At 61.0% G+C, this 15,342-nt stretch carries 19 protein-coding genes; 6 read left to right on the top strand and 13 right to left on the bottom strand.

What is annotated here, in order from left to right:
* Nucleotides 1–152: 152 nt before the first annotated feature.
* A complete protein-coding gene (locus tag DWA01_RS21795; RefSeq protein ID WP_136057807.1) occupies nucleotides 153–461 on the top strand; it encodes a hypothetical protein in 309 nt (102 codons plus the stop codon).
* Nucleotides 462–735: 274 nt separating this feature from the next.
* On the opposite strand, the gene recO is transcribed toward DWA01_RS21795, so the two are convergent.
* The 13 genes from recO to folK all read right to left on the bottom strand — a co-directional run bounded on the left by recO (nucleotide 736) and on the right by folK (nucleotide 11,118).
* Nucleotides 736–1,464, bottom strand: coding sequence for a DNA repair protein RecO (gene recO / locus DWA01_RS21790; protein WP_114287920.1), 729 nt, complete (start codon nucleotides 1,462–1,464; stop codon nucleotides 736–738).
* 9 nt (nucleotides 1,465–1,473) lie between these two features.
* Nucleotides 1,474–1,806, bottom strand: a complete 333-nt coding sequence (locus tag DWA01_RS21785; protein WP_114287919.1) for a DUF1491 family protein — start codon at nucleotides 1,804–1,806, stop codon at nucleotides 1,474–1,476.
* Nucleotides 1,803–2,822, bottom strand: a complete 1,020-nt coding sequence (gene era, locus DWA01_RS21780) for a GTPase Era (RefSeq protein ID WP_114287918.1) — start codon at nucleotides 2,820–2,822, stop codon at nucleotides 1,803–1,805. Before era ends, DWA01_RS21785 begins: the two co-directional genes overlap by 4 nt.
* Complete coding sequence (gene rnc, locus DWA01_RS21775) at nucleotides 2,822–3,505, bottom strand: ribonuclease III (RefSeq protein ID WP_114287917.1); 684 nt, start codon at nucleotides 3,503–3,505, stop codon at nucleotides 2,822–2,824. Before rnc ends, era begins: the two co-directional genes overlap by 1 nt.
* The gene (lepB, locus tag DWA01_RS21770) at nucleotides 3,502–4,536 is read right to left on the bottom strand and encodes a signal peptidase I (RefSeq protein ID WP_114287916.1); all 1,035 of its coding nucleotides are present in this window, start codon (nucleotides 4,534–4,536) and stop codon (nucleotides 3,502–3,504) included. Before lepB (DWA01_RS21770) ends, rnc begins: the two co-directional genes overlap by 4 nt.
* Nucleotides 4,537–4,541: 5 nt before the next feature.
* Complete coding sequence (lepB, locus tag DWA01_RS21765; protein WP_114287915.1) at nucleotides 4,542–5,339, bottom strand: signal peptidase I; 798 nt, start codon at nucleotides 5,337–5,339, stop codon at nucleotides 4,542–4,544.
* A gap of 92 nt (nucleotides 5,340–5,431) precedes the next feature.
* Nucleotides 5,432–5,839, bottom strand: coding sequence for a holo-ACP synthase (acpS, locus tag DWA01_RS21760; RefSeq protein WP_114287914.1), 408 nt, complete (start codon nucleotides 5,837–5,839; stop codon nucleotides 5,432–5,434).
* Complete coding sequence (locus DWA01_RS21755; protein ID WP_114287913.1) at nucleotides 5,836–6,456, bottom strand: LysE family translocator; 621 nt, start codon at nucleotides 6,454–6,456, stop codon at nucleotides 5,836–5,838. Before DWA01_RS21755 ends, acpS begins: the two co-directional genes overlap by 4 nt.
* Nucleotides 6,456–7,205: a pyridoxine 5'-phosphate synthase gene (locus DWA01_RS21750; RefSeq protein ID WP_114287912.1), complete on the bottom strand. Its 750-nt coding sequence runs from the start codon at nucleotides 7,203–7,205 to the stop codon at nucleotides 6,456–6,458. The genes DWA01_RS21755 and DWA01_RS21750 overlap by 1 nt, the downstream gene beginning before the upstream one ends.
* 30 nt (nucleotides 7,206–7,235) lie before the next feature.
* Nucleotides 7,236–7,889: a DUF2062 domain-containing protein gene (locus DWA01_RS21745; RefSeq protein WP_235008664.1), complete on the bottom strand. Its 654-nt coding sequence runs from the start codon at nucleotides 7,887–7,889 to the stop codon at nucleotides 7,236–7,238.
* Nucleotides 7,890–7,917: 28 nt separating this feature from the next.
* Nucleotides 7,918–10,035 (bottom strand): RelA/SpoT family protein, encoded by a 2,118-nt coding sequence (locus DWA01_RS21740; RefSeq protein ID WP_114287911.1) that lies wholly within the window; start codon nucleotides 10,033–10,035, stop codon nucleotides 7,918–7,920.
* Nucleotides 10,036–10,069: 34 nt separating this feature from the next.
* The gene (rpoZ, locus tag DWA01_RS21735) at nucleotides 10,070–10,423 is read right to left on the bottom strand and encodes a DNA-directed RNA polymerase subunit omega (protein ID WP_114287922.1); all 354 of its coding nucleotides are present in this window, start codon (nucleotides 10,421–10,423) and stop codon (nucleotides 10,070–10,072) included.
* 80 nt (nucleotides 10,424–10,503) lie between these two features.
* On the bottom strand, nucleotides 10,504–11,118 hold the full coding sequence (gene folK, locus DWA01_RS21730; protein WP_114287910.1) for a 2-amino-4-hydroxy-6-hydroxymethyldihydropteridine diphosphokinase: 615 nt from the start codon (nucleotides 11,116–11,118) through the stop codon (nucleotides 10,504–10,506).
* A gap of 103 nt (nucleotides 11,119–11,221) precedes the next feature.
* Between folK and DWA01_RS21725 the strand changes: the two genes are divergently transcribed.
* The 5 genes from DWA01_RS21725 (at nucleotide 11,222) to rnhA (ending at nucleotide 14,897) form a co-directional block, all read left to right on the top strand.
* A complete protein-coding gene (locus DWA01_RS21725; RefSeq protein WP_114287909.1) occupies nucleotides 11,222–11,794 on the top strand; it encodes a LabA-like NYN domain-containing protein in 573 nt (190 codons plus the stop codon).
* Between the two features lie 457 nt (nucleotides 11,795–12,251).
* Entirely contained in the window at nucleotides 12,252–13,202 is a 951-nt protein-coding gene (ispH, locus tag DWA01_RS21715; protein WP_114287907.1) for a 4-hydroxy-3-methylbut-2-enyl diphosphate reductase, read from the top strand.
* A 49-nt stretch (nucleotides 13,203–13,251) separates the two neighbouring features.
* Nucleotides 13,252–13,932, top strand: coding sequence for a class I SAM-dependent DNA methyltransferase (locus tag DWA01_RS21710; protein ID WP_114287906.1), 681 nt, complete (start codon nucleotides 13,252–13,254; stop codon nucleotides 13,930–13,932).
* On the top strand, nucleotides 13,929–14,375 hold the full coding sequence (locus DWA01_RS21705) for a DUF3429 domain-containing protein (RefSeq protein WP_114287905.1): 447 nt from the start codon (nucleotides 13,929–13,931) through the stop codon (nucleotides 14,373–14,375). The genes DWA01_RS21710 and DWA01_RS21705 overlap by 4 nt, the downstream gene beginning before the upstream one ends.
* A 57-nt stretch (nucleotides 14,376–14,432) precedes the next feature.
* Nucleotides 14,433–14,897, top strand: coding sequence for a ribonuclease HI (rnhA, locus tag DWA01_RS21700; protein WP_114287904.1), 465 nt, complete (start codon nucleotides 14,433–14,435; stop codon nucleotides 14,895–14,897).
* Nucleotides 14,898–15,342 lie beyond the last annotated feature (445 nt).

Here is a 15,342-nt window from a genome sequence, read left to right as displayed (position 1 = left end):
ACAGTGCCCGCCTGCCTCACTTTTAGCCCGGCCCCGGCCGTTACGGCGCGCCAGCCCGGACCGCGCGCACAGAATTTTCCGCCCGCCCCTTGCGCTTAACGCCGCCCTCCCTATATTATTTAACCTATATGTTAAATGAACTGGAGGCCGCCATGCGCTGCATCACCATCACCTATCAATATTCCGGCAATGAGACCCCCTGGCGCGCTGCCATTGATGATTTTCTCGCCGCCATTGCCGCCGACCCGGTCACAGCTGAAGGGTTTGCCTACCAGGTCGCGGTGGCGGACGACGGTGTCAGCCGCATCCACTGGGGCCACTGGGACAGCCAGGACACGCTGAAACACCTGCAGTCCCAGGACTTCTTTAAAACCTTCTCCGGCCATGTCAAAGCTTTTGCAGGCGACACTCTCACCGCCACCGGGGCCAATGTCGTCACCCGCACTGAAAACGGTTGGTAATCAGCCCATGTCACCAGTGCCATATTCTTCCGGAGGATGTGGCACGTGGTGACGCCATCTGGTGATGGCTCAGCACAGAGCTAAGCGGTGCTTGTGCTGCGGTGATCTGGTGCCGGTGCGGTACAGCCGCAGGCAGCGGAATAAGACTCTGGCCTTCGGCGAGGATATTTGCGCCAAAAAGAAACCGCGGCGCGTTTCCTACTCAGTTAGCCATGACAGCGCAGAGTTTTGTCAGCAGCTTGCCGCCATGAAAGCGGTTGTTTTGGCAGCAGAATTAGTCCCGTTCAGTTCGCGCCAGCAGATCAATAAACCTGTTGCGCGCGTCCGGCAAAGGCCGGTTGCCCAGATCCTGTGCCAGCAAGTTGAGGAAATGCCCGGTGGTGGTGAGCCCCTGCAACAGCTCGCCGGTCTCCGCGCCGCCCTGCCCCAACAGGCACAGCGGCAGCGGCAGCAACTTGTCCGCCCAGTCGCCGGCGCCCGCGCGGCTGACGGCGCGGCCGGTGCGGGGCGAGACATAGATCAGATCATCAAAGCTGCCGGTCACCGCACAGCGGCTGAGATCCAGCGCAAAGCCCATTTCTTCCAGCAACATCAGCTCCCAGCGCAGGTAGGCCAGCACCCAGTCTCGCGAGACCCCAAGCATGTCCAGCAGCTGTATGGATCCGGCATAGACCTGAGCGTGAGGCTCGCGTTCCGGCAGGCAAAACCGCAGCATGGCAGTGATCGCGTTCAGCCCGGACAGCGCCAGCCGGTCGTTCATCACCGCAGCAGTGCGGCTGCGCACCGGTTCCACCACGAATGTGCCCAGATGATCCTCAAGCCGCGCCCGCCAGGTCACCTCCACTTGCGAGCCCGGCTGCAGCACCGGCGTCAGTTTGCGGCTGATGCCGCCGCGCACCACGCCGGAATGCCGGCCATGCATCCCGGTGAACACCTCAACAATCGCTGAGGTCTCCCCGTGCTTGCGCACCGATAAAATTGCACCCTGATCCCGCCATTCCATCGGGCGAGCCTAGTCGCTCAGCCCCGGCTGGTCGAGCAAATGCCGACCCTCGCGGTCCTCGACCTCAATCACCCAGAGATCCGGATCAAAACCGCGCTGCCGCGTCACAGCGGCGTCTACATCGCGTTCCACACCTTCCGCCAGAACCTGCCATTCGCGTTGCCCGCTCATCAGGTCATACTGGCGCTGAAACAGCTTTGCGGCCCCATCCAGCGTGTTCAGCTTCACAAACACCGCGCCGGCAGTGGCGTCGCCCTTTGCGGTGACAAAGGCCGGCACGTCAATCAGGCGAAGGCGGGTTAAATACGCCTTCACCCAGAATTCAGCCGTCAGACGGCTCATTCATTGCCATCTTTGAACCGCAGGCCCATCTCGGTGAAGCGTTCGGATTCTTCCAGCCAGTTCGGACGCACCTTTACCTGTAGGAACAGATGCACCTTGCGGCCCAGAAACTCCTCCAGCTCAAGGCGTGCCGCCTGGCTGATACCTTTGATGGTCTCACCCTTATTGCCCAGAATGATGCCCTTATGGCCGTCGCGCATCACATAGATGATCTGGTCAATGCGGGCCGAGCCGTCTTTGCGCTCCTGCCAGTTTTCGGTCTCAACCGTCAGCTGATAGGGCAGTTCCTGATGCATGCGCAGCGTCAGTTTTTCCCGGGTCATTTCGGCGGCGATCATCCGCATCGGCTGATCTGAGATCTGATCTTCCGGGTAAAGCCAGGGCCCTTTTGGCATCTTGGCCGCCAGCCATTCGCGCAGATCTTTGACGCCAAAGCCCTTTTCCGCCGAAATCATAAAGGTCTCGGCGAACGGGAATCTTTCGTTCAGCTTCTGGGTCAACGCCAGCAGCACGTCCGATTTCACCTTGTCGATCTTGTTGATCGCAAGCACCACTCTTTTTTTGCCGGATTTCTCGTTCAGCGCCTTAAGAATGATCTCTACCCCTTCAGTGATGCCCCGGTGCGCTTCCACCATCAGCACCACAACATCGGCATCGCTTGCGCCGGACCAGGCCGCTTTCACCATAGCGCGGTCCAGACGCCGGCGCGGCCGGAACAGGCCTGGCGTGTCGACAAAGATCAGCTGCGCTTTGCCTTCCAGCGCCACGCCGCGGATTCGCGCCCGTGTGGTCTGTACCTTGTGGGTGACGATCGACACTTTGGCGCCGACCATCCGGTTCAGCAGCGTCGATTTACCGGCATTGGGCTCGCCAATCAGGGCGATGAAACCCGCGGTGCTATCAACCGGAGCGTTTTCAGGCGCTTCTGCCGGGGTCGCTGCCGTGCTCTGCGCGGTGGTCTCAACTTTGTTCTCAGCTTCGTTCTCTGCGCCGTTTTCAGCGTTATCTTCAGCCATCACATGGCCTCCATTCTTTTCAAAAGCGCCTCAGCGGCGGCTTGTTCAGCCTGGCGTTTCGCCGGCGCTGTTGCGCGCTCAGATTCACCGGAGGCCAACAGGGCCTCGATGGTGAATACCGGCGCATGGTCGGGACCATCACGGTGCACGACAGTGTATTTCGGGGGCTGCTGCCGGCGGGCCTGAGCCCATTCCTGCAGCGCCGTCTTCGGGTCGCGGGCATCGTCTTCAACATTGTGGACCCGCGCGCCCCACACGTTCAGAACCACTTTACGGGCGGTGTCAAAATCACTGTCGCGATAAATGGCGGCGATCACTGCCTCCATCGCGTCGCCCAGCAGCGCTTCTTTACGCCTCCCGCCGGACATCATCTCCGAGCGGCCCAGTTTCAAGACCGCCCCCAGGTCAAGATCCCGCGCCACCTGAGCACAGGTTTCCTTGCGCACCAGCGCATTAAAACGCGGCGCCATCTGCCCCTCAGAGGCCCGGCCTTCTGCGAGGAACATGGCTTCCGCAATCACCAGCCCCAACACCCGGTCGCCCAGAAATTCCAGCCGCTGATTGTCCGGCCGTGTTGCCGAGGAAATCGACGAATGCGTCACCGCATTGATCAGATGTTCCGGATTTTTGAACCGATAGCCCAGACGGGTCTCAAAGTCCTTCAGATCTGCCGCGATTTTCAATTCACAGCCTCCAGATAACGTGCGGACCGCCAGGTCCGGAATTGAAACGGGTTGGTGCCGGCAAAGGAAAACAACACCCGGACCACCCGTCCGGTAATCATCTCCGCCGGCACAAACCCGACGCCGCCCATGCCCGTGGAAAACCGGCTGTCGCGCGCATTGTCCCGATTGTCCCCCAATACGAAATACTGACCCGCAGGTACAGTGACTTCAGCACTGCGGTCCGCGCTTGTGTCGCGGATGTTCAGGATGCCATACCGGGCGCCACCGGCCAGGGTTTCGACATAGCGGGACTTGGCACAGACCGCGCCCAGACCAACCACGCCGTTTTCACATACTGGCAATATACTCACCGGACCTTGTTTCTCCATTGGCTCTTCAAACACCCCATCGGGGCGCTGCGCAGCAGCCACCCCGTTGACGCTCAAAACGCCGTCTTTCATCTGCACCCGGTCACCGGGCCCGGCCACCACACGGCCGACCGTATCACCGGCCCGGCCGGGATGGCGGAATGCAATCACATCACCGGCAACGGGAACCGCTGCAGACAGGCGTGACAACAGGACGACATCACCAGGCAGCAGCGTATATTTCATACTGCCGGTCATGACAATATAGGGCGAATACGACATTTGAGACAGCGCGCTGAAAGCAACAACTGCCAGCACAGCCTGCGTCACGCCATGCGCCATCTGATCCGGCCAGCGATAGGCCAGCCGCCCGTGCCCCTGCATCAGCGCCAGAACCAGCAGCAGAACGATGCCCAACCCGGGGACCAGCACCACAAACGCCCAGTTGCCAGAGCGGCCGGTGTCATGCAGCCGCCGCACCAGCACCGAGGCAAAGGGCAGCAACATCAGCCCGCCAAGCGCCACCGAAAAGCGCAGGCTGCCGACCGGGTAGATCATGCGCTCGCCGCGCACGGCCACGATCAGCAGCACAGCAAAGATCAGCGTGACCAGGATGAACTCCCTGCGCGACGCCGTCCCGTGCAGCTGAAACAGGCGCCGGAGTGAGGAGAACAGGCGCATCCCGTTCAGTTAACGGCCTTAAAGAACCGGTCTTTGCGCCAGGTCCAGAAGTACAGCAGCGAAGACCCGGCTGAGGAGAACATAATCCGGTCCGCCCGGCCAATGATATATTCAAACGGCACAAACCCGACACCACCACCCTGCTGGGAAAAGCGGCTGTCGACCGAATTGTCGCGGTTGTCCCCCATGAAGAAATAATTGCCGGCGGGCACCGAGAACACTGGTGTATTGTCCGCCCGCTGATCGCGGATGTTCAGCACCGCATGTTCTACCCCGTTTGGCAGGGTCTCAATGGCGCGGGTCTTGCTGCAGATCTCGCCATCCTGCACCAGGCCGTTTTCACAGGCCGGCGTTCCGCCCAGCGATCCCTGGCTTTCCATCACTTCTTCAAACTGGCCATCCGGGCGCTGGGGCGCGGCTTTACCGTTGATATAGACGATGCCGTCTTTCAACTGGATCTTATCGCCGGGCCGGCCGATCAGACGCTTGATATAATCCTTGCCATTGACCGGGTGGCGGAACACCACCACATCGCCCACGTCCGGCTCAGAGCCCAGGATCCGGCCGGTGACCGGGCACAGCCCAAGGGGGCAGGAATATTGCGAATAACCATAGGCCATCTTGTTGACGAAGAGGAAATCCCCGATCAGCAAGGTTTCTTTCATTGAGCCTGACGGAATCCAGAACGGCTGAAAGAAAAGGGTGCGGAATATACCGGCAATCAACAGCGCATAGACCACCGTTTTGATGGTCTCTCCGATGCCGTCTTTTTTCTCAGCCATGACGTCCTGCTCTTCAGCCATAATTTCCTGCCTCGGGTGTTTGGGTTTAAAGCTACATGCTCAGGCTAAGGCCCGGAGTCAAGCGCCTGCGCCCTTTCAGGCGGCGTGCGGCGTCATTTGGCGGCAATGGGCCGCGCTTCAATCACCACAAAGGCCTGAGCCCAGGGATGATCGTCGGTCAGGGTGACATGAATGATGGCCTCGTGGCCCTCCGGTGTCATGTCCGCAAGCCGTTCCGCCGCCCAGCCGGTGACCTGCATCACCGGTTGCCCCGTGCGCAGATTGCTCACCGCCATATCCCGCCAGGAAATCCCCATCGCGAGCCCGGTGCCAAGCGCCTTGGAACAGGCTTCCTTGGCTGCCCAGCGTTTGGCATAGGTCCCGGCCACATCGCGGCGCCGCTCAGACTTGGCGCGTTCCACATCGGTAAAGACCCGGTTTTTGAACCGGTCACCAAAGCGCTCAAGCGTGCCGGCGATACGTTCAATATTGGCCAGATCTGTGCCGATGCCCAGGATCATGTCAGCTGCGCCGTCAGAATTTTCACCGCGGCGGCGCCAAACAACAGCGCAAACACGCTCTCAAACCAGCGCCGCAGCCCGGTATAGACCTGCAGGGCTTTGCGGGTCGAAAACAGCAGGCTGTACAGCAGGAACACCGAAGCCGAAGTGCCCACCAGCATCGCAAACCAGACCCAGACTTCGCCCGGTGCCGCACCCGACGGCAAAACGATCGCATAGATCGAGCCCCAGGCCAGCACCGCCTTTGGATTGGTCAGGTGGATGAACAGACCCCGGCGGAAAATGCGCGCCCGGCTGCCGCTGACCACTTTTGCGGCCAGACCGCCCTTGGCTGACAGAGCCGAGCGCAGCGATTTCAGCGCCAGAAAACTCAGATAGGCGGCCCCGGCATAGCGCACCACTTCAAACAGCCAGACATTGGCCATCATCACCGCCGACAGACCCAGCGCCGCGGCCAGGCCCCAGGCGGCAGACCCGGTCAGCACCCCGGCGGCGAGCGCCAACCCGGCACCGCGCCCGCCCTGCATCGCCGTGCCGGCAAGCGACAGGCTAGCCGGACCCGGGCTGGCGGCCATCAGCGCCCAACCGGCCAGGATCAATGCCGTTTCATAACCCATCACGCCCGCGCCTCATCCATCAGACGCCGCATTTCTGCAATCGCTGCGGGCAGCCCCATAAACACCGCCTCACCGATCAGGAAATGACCAATGTTCAGCTCCCGCACCTCCGGCAAAGCCGCGACGGGTTTCACCGTGTCAAAGGTAAGCCCGTGGCCCACATGCACTTCCAGCCCGAGAGAATGCCCCAGGGTGCACATGTCGGCCAGGCGTTTTAACTCGTTATCGCGCTCGACAAAGCGGCCCTCCGCATGGAAATCGCAATACGCACCGGCGTGCAGCTCGATCACTGCGGCGCCAATGCGCGCGCTTGATCTGACCTGGCCCTCTTCGGCGCCGATAAACAGCGACACCCGACTGCCGGCCTCGCGCAGCGGCGCGATAAAATCCGCCAGCTTGTTTTCGTCTGCCGCCACGTTCAGCCCGCCCTCAGTGGTGCGTTCCTCGCGTTTTTCCGGCACGATACAGACCGCGTGGGGTTTGTGGCGCAACGCAATCGCCTGCATTTCATCGGTGGCCGCGCATTCAAAATTCAGCGGCACCTGCAACAGAGCCATCAGCCCGTCAATGTCCGCATCCAGAATATGGCGCCGGTCTTCGCGCAGATGGGCGGTGATGCCGTCGGCCCCCGCATTCTGCGCCAGCTGCGCCGCGCGCAACGGATCCGGCAAGGCGCCGCCGCGCGCATTGCGCAGCGTCGCGACATGATCAATGTTCACGCCAAGGCGCAGTTTTTCAACGGATGTCATAAAGCACTCCTGCAACGATTCGTCGCGAGATTACCCGTCCTCGCGTGCGCCGTCTGCCTTAACTGTGGCAATGCGCTGCAATTCGGCCAGTTTCACGCGCAACTTATTGCGCCGCCGTTTCTGATAGGCCCGGATTACCGGCAGTGAGAAATAATAGCTGATCATGCCGAGGATCACGCCCGGTACAATCCCCCCCACCAGATAGGGGAAAAACACGTCATGCCAGAACGCTGTCAGATTGTCCCAATTGGCGGTGCTATCAGTAAATATGGCGAAAAAATTATGCCACAGATCCTGGCCGGCGCCGTTGAATTTTGCCAGCAGCGAGCGCTCATCCCCCGGGGCATATTCGGTGCCCAGCATCAGGTGACCTGTCTTGAGTGCGACCACCCCAATGGGGAAATACGTCAGCGGATTGCCAATAAAAGTCGCCGTCAGCGCCGCCAGAAGATTGCCGCGCATCGCTTTGGTGATCAGGAAAGCGGTGAGGAAATGCAGCCCGTAAAACGGCGTGAACACGGTGAAGGCGCCGGCAAAAACACCGCGCGCGATCCGCTCCGGGGAATCGGGCAGACGGTGCATGCGGTGCTTCATGTAATGCAGCGCCCGCGCCCAGCCGCCCGGTGGGTAGATCGCATGCCCGGCGCTGATCAGCCATGATTTTTTGATGCGGCGTTTAAACACAGCGCAAAGGCTCCTTGAATGGCCCCGATCAGGGCCGGCGGTCTAAATCCCGGATGCGTCTGACGCGCGCCACGTCACTTTCGGCTTCCAGAGCAAGCATGACTGCGTGAAGATGTTCCAGGTCTCTTAATTCCACATCTATGATAATGCGGTAAAAATCCGGCTTACGATCGCGGAATTTCAGGTCCGAGATATTCGCTTTCTGTTCGCCAATCAACGTGCAAATACGCCCGAGAACGCCCGCATCATTTGAAATGGTCACGGCCAGGCTGACCGCATGCACCGCCGCATGCTGACCCGAGTGCCACTGCAGGTCGATCCAGCGATCCGGCTGGTCCTCAAATTCCTCCAGCGCCGCACAGTCGATGGCGTGGATCAACACGCCCTGACCGCGGTAGCTGATGCCAACAATGCGCTCGCCGGGACAGGGCTGACAACATTGCGCCCGGTGCGGCTGTTCGCCGGCATCCAGCCCCAGAACCGCGCTTTTCGCGTCCACTTCGTCGCCCCGGACGTCCAGCTCCGGATACAGCGCCCGCACCACATCGCGCACATTGACTTCAGCCGAGCCCAGACGCGCCAGCAGTTCTTCGCCCTCGCCCAGCCCCATTTGCTTGGAGGCGGTAGACAGCGCTTTGTCGGTGGCTTTTTTGCCAATATGTTCGAACCCGACCCGCGCCAGCTCGCGGCCCAGCTTGATATAGCGCTCGCGGTTCTCTTCGCGCAGAGATTTGCGGATCGCGCCCTTGGCCCGGCCGGTGGCGACGATCTCAATCCAGGCCGCCTGTGGCCGCTGCCCTTCGGCGGTCAGAATCACCACCGACTGGCCGTTTTTCAACCGGGTCCACAACGGCACCCGCACCCCGTCCACCTTGGCCCCGACACAGCTGTCACCGATACGGGTGTGGATCGAATAGGCAAAATCAAGCGGTGTTGCACCCTTGGGCAGCTTGACCACCTCGCCCTTGGGGGTGAAACAGAACACCTTGTCCGAATACATCTCCAGCTTGACGTTTTCCAGAAACTCGCCGTGATCCTCAGCGGCTTCAAACCGTTCGGTCAGCTGGGCGATCCAGCGCGCCGGATCGACTGCAAACGGGTTTTGTGCCCGCACACCATCGCGGTACGACCAGTGCGCCGCCACACCGCTTTCGGCAACTTCATGCATCTGACGGGTGCGGATCTGGATTTCCACCCGTTTGCCATCGCGCCCCGACACCGTGGTGTGGATCGAACGATAGCCGTTGGACTTCGGCTGGCTGATGTAATCTTTGAACCGGCCCGGCACGGAACGCCAGCGCCGGTGGATCGCGCCCAGCACCCGGTAGCAGTCCCCGTCGCTCTCGCAGATGATGCGAAAGCCGTAGATGTCGGACAGGCGCGAGAAACTCTGGCCCTTTTCTTCCATCTTACGCCAGATCGAATAGGGTTTTTTGGCACGGCCAAACACATCCGCAGTAATGCTCTCCGCGCCCAGCTCGGTCTGAATGTCATCGGTAATGCGCTTGACCACATCGCCGGTCTCGCGCTGCAGCGTGATAAAACGGCGGATGATCGAATTGCGCCCGTCCGGGTTCAGCACCCGGAAGGCCAGATCTTCCAGCTCTTCGCGCATCCACTGCATACCCATTCGACCGGCCAGCGGCGCAAAGATATCCATCGTCTCGCGTGCCTTCTGCACCTGCTTTTCCGGCTTCATCGACTTGATGGTGCGCATATTGTGCAGCCGGTCGGCCAGCTTGACCAGAATGACCCGCAGGTCCTTGGACATTGCCATGAACAGCTTGCGGAAATTTTCCGCCTGTTTGGTCTCACTCGAGGACAGCTGCAGATTGGTCAGCTTGGTGACACCATCCACAAGCTCAGCCACCTCATTGCCAAAGCGATTGGAAATATCGCCATAGGTCGAACGGGTGTCTTCAATGGTGTCATGCAGCAGCGCGGTGATGATACTGGCATCATCCAGCCGCTGCTCAGTAAGGATCGCCGCCACTTCCACCGGGTGGGTGAAATATTCCTCACCGGACTGGCGCGTCTGGCCACTGTGCATCTCCCGCCCGTAAGCATAGGCTTCGCGCAGCATTTCCACATTGGTTTTGGGATTGTAGTTGCGGACCAGCGCGATCAGGTCTTCGACGTCGATCATTCGGTCCGCAAGCTCCGTTTTGGGGCGACTGCCCTTATTGCTGCCCTTGCGCTTCCATCAGCGCGCGCAGCAGTTTCTCTTCAGACATGTCGTCCTCAGCGGGTTTGTCCGCCTCAGCACCCATCAAGAGAGCCATGGAATCTTCTTCCGGCTCATCGACTTCGATCTGGGTCTGATTGAATTCGATCATCCGCTCGCGCAGATCAACCGCGAGCTGTGTTTCATCTGCGATCTCGCGCAGCGACACAACCGGGTTTTTGTCGTTGTCACGCTCAACGGTCAGTGCAGAACCAGCTGCAATCTCGCGGGCCCGGTGGGCCGCCAGCATAACCAGTTCAAACCGGTTCGGTACTTTATCAACGCAATCTTCAACCGTAACGCGGGCCATAAACGACTCCATCCTTGCAAGGGAGATGTGGAAGTGCTCTTTTAGGCAGTTCCACAGGCAGTGGCAAGCGTGAAAACGTGTTAGTTTCCGGTGCTCTGCGCAGGAATTTTCATCGGCACGACTTCTGCGCGCAGCGATTCAGGCAATGCATCGCGCATTTCAGTGATTGTCAGCCCCAGCACCGGGTGACGCCAGTCCGGCGCCACATCCGCCGCCGGGATCAGCACAAAGGCACGTTCCTGCAGCCGTGGATGCGGCAGAATCAGCTGCTGCGGCGCCACTTCGCTTTGCAGTGCCGGGTCCAGATCATGCCAGTGCTGCCAGACCGCCCGGTCCGGCGCGACCGCGTCACCAAAGGCAATCAGATCCAGATCCGCGACGCGCACCCCCCAGCGCTGTTTGCGTTCCCGCCCCAACTCCGCTTCCACCTCATGCAGCAGCGCCAGCAGCTCCGCCGCGCTGCCGGCCCAGCGGATCCGCACCGCCGCATTCACATAATCCGGCCCCGCACCCGCCGGAAAACAGGGTGTATTATAGAATCGGCTGACCGCGTCAAAACGCACGCCGCCCTTCTCTAAGTATAGGAGAGCCACCCTTAAGGTCAGGTCAGGGCCGCCCTGCGCCGACGGAATGTTGGCACCCAGTGCCAAAATAGCGCAAACATCGGTATTTTGGCGGCTATCAGCTTGCGGCATGCTATAATTTCCTTATTTTGAAACCCGTTCGCAAGCCCTGTCTAAACCCACACTCCCACTCACGGAAAGGGCTGGCGCAACGATATTATTGGAAGGATCAAATATGTTCTACAGAGACGAACGGCTGGCGCTGTTCATCGATGGTTCGAATCTTTACGCGGCTGCCAAAGCCCTGGGTTTTGACATCGACTACAAGCTGCTGCGCCAGGAATTCATCCGCCGTGGCAAAATGCTGCGCGCTTTCTATTACACCGCGTTGCTGGAAAATGACGAATATTCGCCCATTCGCCCGCTGGTGGACTGGCTCAACTACAACGGCTTCACCATGGTGACCAAAGCCGCCAAGGAATACACCGATTCCCAGGGCCGCCGCAAAGTCAAAGGCAACATGGATATTGAGCTTGCGGTCAATGCCATGGAGCTGGCGCCACATGTGGACCACATCGTGCTGTTTTCCGGCGACGGCGACTTCCGTCCACTGGTTGAATCACTGCAGCGCCAGGGCGTGCGTGTGTCGGTGGTTTCCACCATCCGCAGCCAGCCCCCCATGATCGCCGATGAGCTGCGTCGCCAGGCCGATAACTTTATCGAACTGGACGAACTCAAAGACGTAATTGGCCGGCCGCCCCGCGAACCGCGCGAAGGCGAATCCTCCTATGAGGCAACAACCTCCTGAGGCCCCCACCGCTGAGATCAACGCAGCTTATTTCAACGCCACGATGATCATATCAGCTTAAATAGATGCGCGCCGCCCCGTGCCACTCACGGTCAGCGCGCAGACATAAAACCGGGCCCTCTGCAGGGTCCGGTTTTTTTGTGCCTTTCGCCACACTGCCCCCCCGGCGCCACATTGGATCAACGGATCAACAGTGGCTCAAAACAGGGCCGACAGAGGATCAACACCGGATCCCCCGGCCCGGACCGTCGCGGCCGGCATCCCGGCGGCACCGCCGCCAGCACCGGCGACACCAGCGCAAATATGTACTTGCGCCCGGCACGCGCCCGCCGCCGCCGCCCGCACTGCTGGCAAAAGCCCCCGTTTCTGCCAGCGCACAGCATTGCTTTGCGCTCAGAGATAGACGCGCCGCGCGCGGCTGGTTACAACAGCCCCAACCTTCACAACCGGTGCCCCTATGACCCTGCCTGCGCTCACCCTGTATCTTGCCGCCCCGCGCGGATTCTGCGCCGGCGTCGACCGTGCCATCAAGATCGTCGAAATGGCGCTCGATAAATGGGGCGCGCCGGTCTATGTGCGCCATGAAATCGTGCACAACAAATTCGTGGTGAACGGGCTGCGCGACAAGGGCGCCGTCTTTGTCGAACAGCTCGCCGACGCGCCTGATGACCGGCCGGTGATCTTTTCCGCCCATGGCGTCGCCAAATCGGTGCCCGCCGAGGCCGAACGCCGCAACATGATCTTTGTCGACGCCACCTGCCCGCTGGTGACCAAAGTCCACAATGAAGCCGAACGCCACGCCGCTGCCGGGTTGCAGGTGGTGATGATCGGCCACGACGGCCACCCCGAAACCATCGGCACTATGGGGCAACTGCCCGACGGCGATGTGCTGCTGGTGGAAACACCCGCTGACGTGGCCGGGCTCGAGGTGCGGGACGCGACAAAAATCGCTTTCATCACCCAGACCACCCTGTCGGTGGATGACACAATCGAGATCATTGCCGCCCTGCGCGCGCGTTTCCCCGCCATCATCGGCCCGCATAAAGAAGACATCTGTTATGCCACCACCAACCGCCAGATGGCGGTGAAATCCATCGCCCCGAAAATTGAGGCGCTGCTGGTGATCGGGGCGCCGAATTCCTCCAACTCGAGACGCCTGGTCGAAGTCGGCAGCGCCGCCGGCTGCGCCTATGCCCAGCTGGTACAGCGCGCCACGGACATCGACTGGCGCGCGCTGGCCACCATTAAGTCCGTTGGTATCACCGCCGGGGCTTCCGCGCCCGAAGTGCTGGTGGATGAGGTGATCGACGCCTTCCGCGCCCGGTTTGACGTGACGGTGGAAATCGTCGAAACCGCCCAGGAAAATATTGAGTTCAAAGTGCCGCGCGCCCTGCGCCAACCGGCCTGACCGCCGCAGAATGAGAACTCCGCAAGACTGCAGCGATGAAGGGGACACCATGAGCCAGGACGCAGAAACCATCCGGATCTACAATGACAAAGCCGGCGATTATGCGGCACTGGCCGATGCCAGCAAACCAATGCCGCTGCTCGAGCGTTTTCTCGACACGCTGCCTGCCGGCGGTCATGTGCTGGATCTTGGCTGCGGCCCGGGCCGCGCGGCGGCACGTATGGCCGCGCGTGGTTTTCAGGTCACCGCGATGGATGCCTCTGCCGAAATGATTGCCCGCGCCGCCCGCCACCCTGGCGTCACCCCCTGGCAGGCGAGCTTTGAAGAGCTACAGTCACAGGCGGAATATGATGCGGTCTGGGCAAATTTCAGCCTGTTGCACGCGCCCCGCGCCCAGATGCCGACGCTGCTGCGCGCCATCCACACTGCCTTAAGACCTGCAGGTCAGTTTGCGCTGGCGCTGAAATTGGGCGAGGGCGAAACCCGCGACAGCCTTGGCCGGTTCTACAGCTATTACCAGGAAGACGAGCTGCGCGCCCTGCTCACCGCCGCGGGCTTCAGCCCGGGCAAAGCCAGCACTGGCAGCGACAAAGGCCTCGACGGCAGCACCAGCGACTGGATCGCACTTTCCGCGGCAAAAATCAGCTCCGTAAAAACCGCACCGGTGACACCCGACCCGATGGACCCCAGCGCCGCAAAAACCTCCGCCGCGGTAGCGGATCCGCAATGAGCTATTTTTTCCCGCGCATCCCGCGCCTGCCCCTGGCTTTGATGCTGATCACGGGCCTGCCGTTTTTTTATGGCGCCGCGATGGTCCTGGGCCTGCCTGCCTGGGACCTGCTTGCTGACACGGTGCCCAACTGGAGCCACGGCCCCGATCTGATGAAAGATTACGGCAGGCTGTTGCTGGCGCTGATGTCAGGAGTCTATCTGGCCTTTGCCACCCTGGCCCGGGCCCGGCTGGCGCCGTTCGCTTACCTGCCGGCACTGCTGCCGGCGCTCTGGGCCTTTGTCTGGCTCACTGACCTCACCAGCCTGCTTTACGGGCTGCTGGCGCTGCTGCTGCTGGACGGGTTTTACTGGCAGTTAAAACTGTCGCCGCGCTGGTGGCTTGGCGCCCGTTGCCTTATCACCGGGCTGAGCGCGCTCAGCATCGTGACCGCGCTCGCCTGACCACGTACACCTGAGACCCACACCTGACGCCTGCCGCCGCCACCCAAAGGACTGCCCATGACCGATCTCTATGCCTATACCGACGGCGCCTGCTCCGGAAATCCCGGCCCCGGCGGCTGGGGCGCGCTGATGCAGGCCAAAGAAGGTGGCAAAGTCGTCAAAGAACGCGAATTAAAAGGTGGCGAGGCCGATACCACCAACAACCGGATGGAAATGCTGGCGGCAATCAATGCGCTGGAAGCGCTGGAGCGCCCCTCTTCGATCACCATCGTCACCGACAGCGCCTATGTGAAAAACGGCGTCACCAGCTGGATTTTCGGCTGGAAGAAAAACGGCTGGCGCACCTCCAGTAAAAAACCGGTGAAAAACGTCGATCTCTGGCAACGTATTGACGCGGCACAACAGCGCCACACAGTGACCTGGGAATGGGTCAAAGGCCACGCCGGCCACCCGGAAAATGAGCGCGCGGACGAGTTGGCCCGCGCCGGCATGGCGCCGTTCAAACCCCGCAAAAGCAAATAACGCAGCGGGGCCAGCACCTGTGAAACAAATCAAACCGATGTAAATCCGCCCGCCTTTATACTTTGCACCGGGCTGAATCCTGCGCCTGCCCCGGGGGAGGCGGCGGGCGCAGACTCCTGCATCAAAGACACCTCGTTCCGCACCCCTTCAAACCCGCAAAACCGCCAGTTTCTTTTTGGCTCAAATATCCCTGTCCCGGAGCTGCAGCGGGCGCACCGGATTGGGGTCCGCCCCTGCAAAAACCGCTTAGCCCCACCTCCCGCAATACAGTGAAATAGACCCCGGCCGCCAGAGATGTCTCCCCCGGGGTCCTGCGCCGCGCAGTGATGACGCCGATCCTGCCTGTCCGCGCGCGCGCTGGGGGCCGCGCCCGGCTGGCGCGCACTTTGACAGCACGGTTGTGCACACCCACACCTCCGGCGCCATCGGTCCACCCCGCCTGTGC

This window comes from Candidatus Halocynthiibacter alkanivorans (genome assembly GCF_003333265.1).
Lineage (GTDB): Bacteria > Pseudomonadota > Alphaproteobacteria > Rhodobacterales > Rhodobacteraceae > Halocyntiibacter_A > Halocyntiibacter_A alkanivorans.
This window is presented reverse-complemented; position numbering and strand designations above follow the sequence as displayed.

Bases quoted from the DNA above. Each gene is read 5' to 3' on its own strand.
- rnhA (WP_114287904.1), top strand. From the start codon at position 14,433: ATGACCGATCTCTATGCCTATACCGACGGCGCCTGCTCCGGAAATCCC.
- DWA01_RS21755 (WP_114287913.1), bottom strand. From the start codon at position 6,456: ATGGGTTATGAAACGGCATTGATCCTGGCCGGTTGGGCGCTGATGGCC.
- ispH (WP_114287907.1), top strand. From the start codon at position 12,252: ATGACCCTGCCTGCGCTCACCCTGTATCTTGCCGCCCCGCGCGGATTC.
- DWA01_RS21710 (WP_114287906.1), top strand. From the start codon at position 13,252: ATGAGCCAGGACGCAGAAACCATCCGGATCTACAATGACAAAGCCGGC.
- era (WP_114287918.1), bottom strand. From the start codon at position 2,822: ATGGCTGAAGATAACGCTGAAAACGGCGCAGAGAACGAAGCTGAGAAC.
- DWA01_RS21750 (WP_114287912.1), bottom strand. From the start codon at position 7,205: ATGACATCCGTTGAAAAACTGCGCCTTGGCGTGAACATTGATCATGTC.
- DWA01_RS21705 (WP_114287905.1), top strand. From the start codon at position 13,929: ATGAGCTATTTTTTCCCGCGCATCCCGCGCCTGCCCCTGGCTTTGATG.
- rpoZ (WP_114287922.1), bottom strand. From the start codon at position 10,423: ATGGCCCGCGTTACGGTTGAAGATTGCGTTGATAAAGTACCGAACCGG.
- DWA01_RS21785 (WP_114287919.1), bottom strand. From the start codon at position 1,806: ATGAGCCGTCTGACGGCTGAATTCTGGGTGAAGGCGTATTTAACCCGC.
- lepB (WP_114287915.1), bottom strand. From the start codon at position 5,339: ATGGCTGAAGAGCAGGACGTCATGGCTGAGAAAAAAGACGGCATCGGA.
- DWA01_RS21740 (WP_114287911.1), bottom strand. From the start codon at position 10,035: ATGATCGACGTCGAAGACCTGATCGCGCTGGTCCGCAACTACAATCCC.
- acpS (WP_114287914.1), bottom strand. From the start codon at position 5,839: ATGATCCTGGGCATCGGCACAGATCTGGCCAATATTGAACGTATCGCC.
- lepB (WP_114287916.1), bottom strand. From the start codon at position 4,536: ATGCGCCTGTTCTCCTCACTCCGGCGCCTGTTTCAGCTGCACGGGACG.
- recO (WP_114287920.1), bottom strand. From the start codon at position 1,464: ATGGAATGGCGGGATCAGGGTGCAATTTTATCGGTGCGCAAGCACGGG.
- DWA01_RS21795 (WP_136057807.1), top strand. From the start codon at position 153: ATGCGCTGCATCACCATCACCTATCAATATTCCGGCAATGAGACCCCC.
- folK (WP_114287910.1), bottom strand. From the start codon at position 11,118: ATGCCGCAAGCTGATAGCCGCCAAAATACCGATGTTTGCGCTATTTTG.
- DWA01_RS21725 (WP_114287909.1), top strand. From the start codon at position 11,222: ATGTTCTACAGAGACGAACGGCTGGCGCTGTTCATCGATGGTTCGAAT.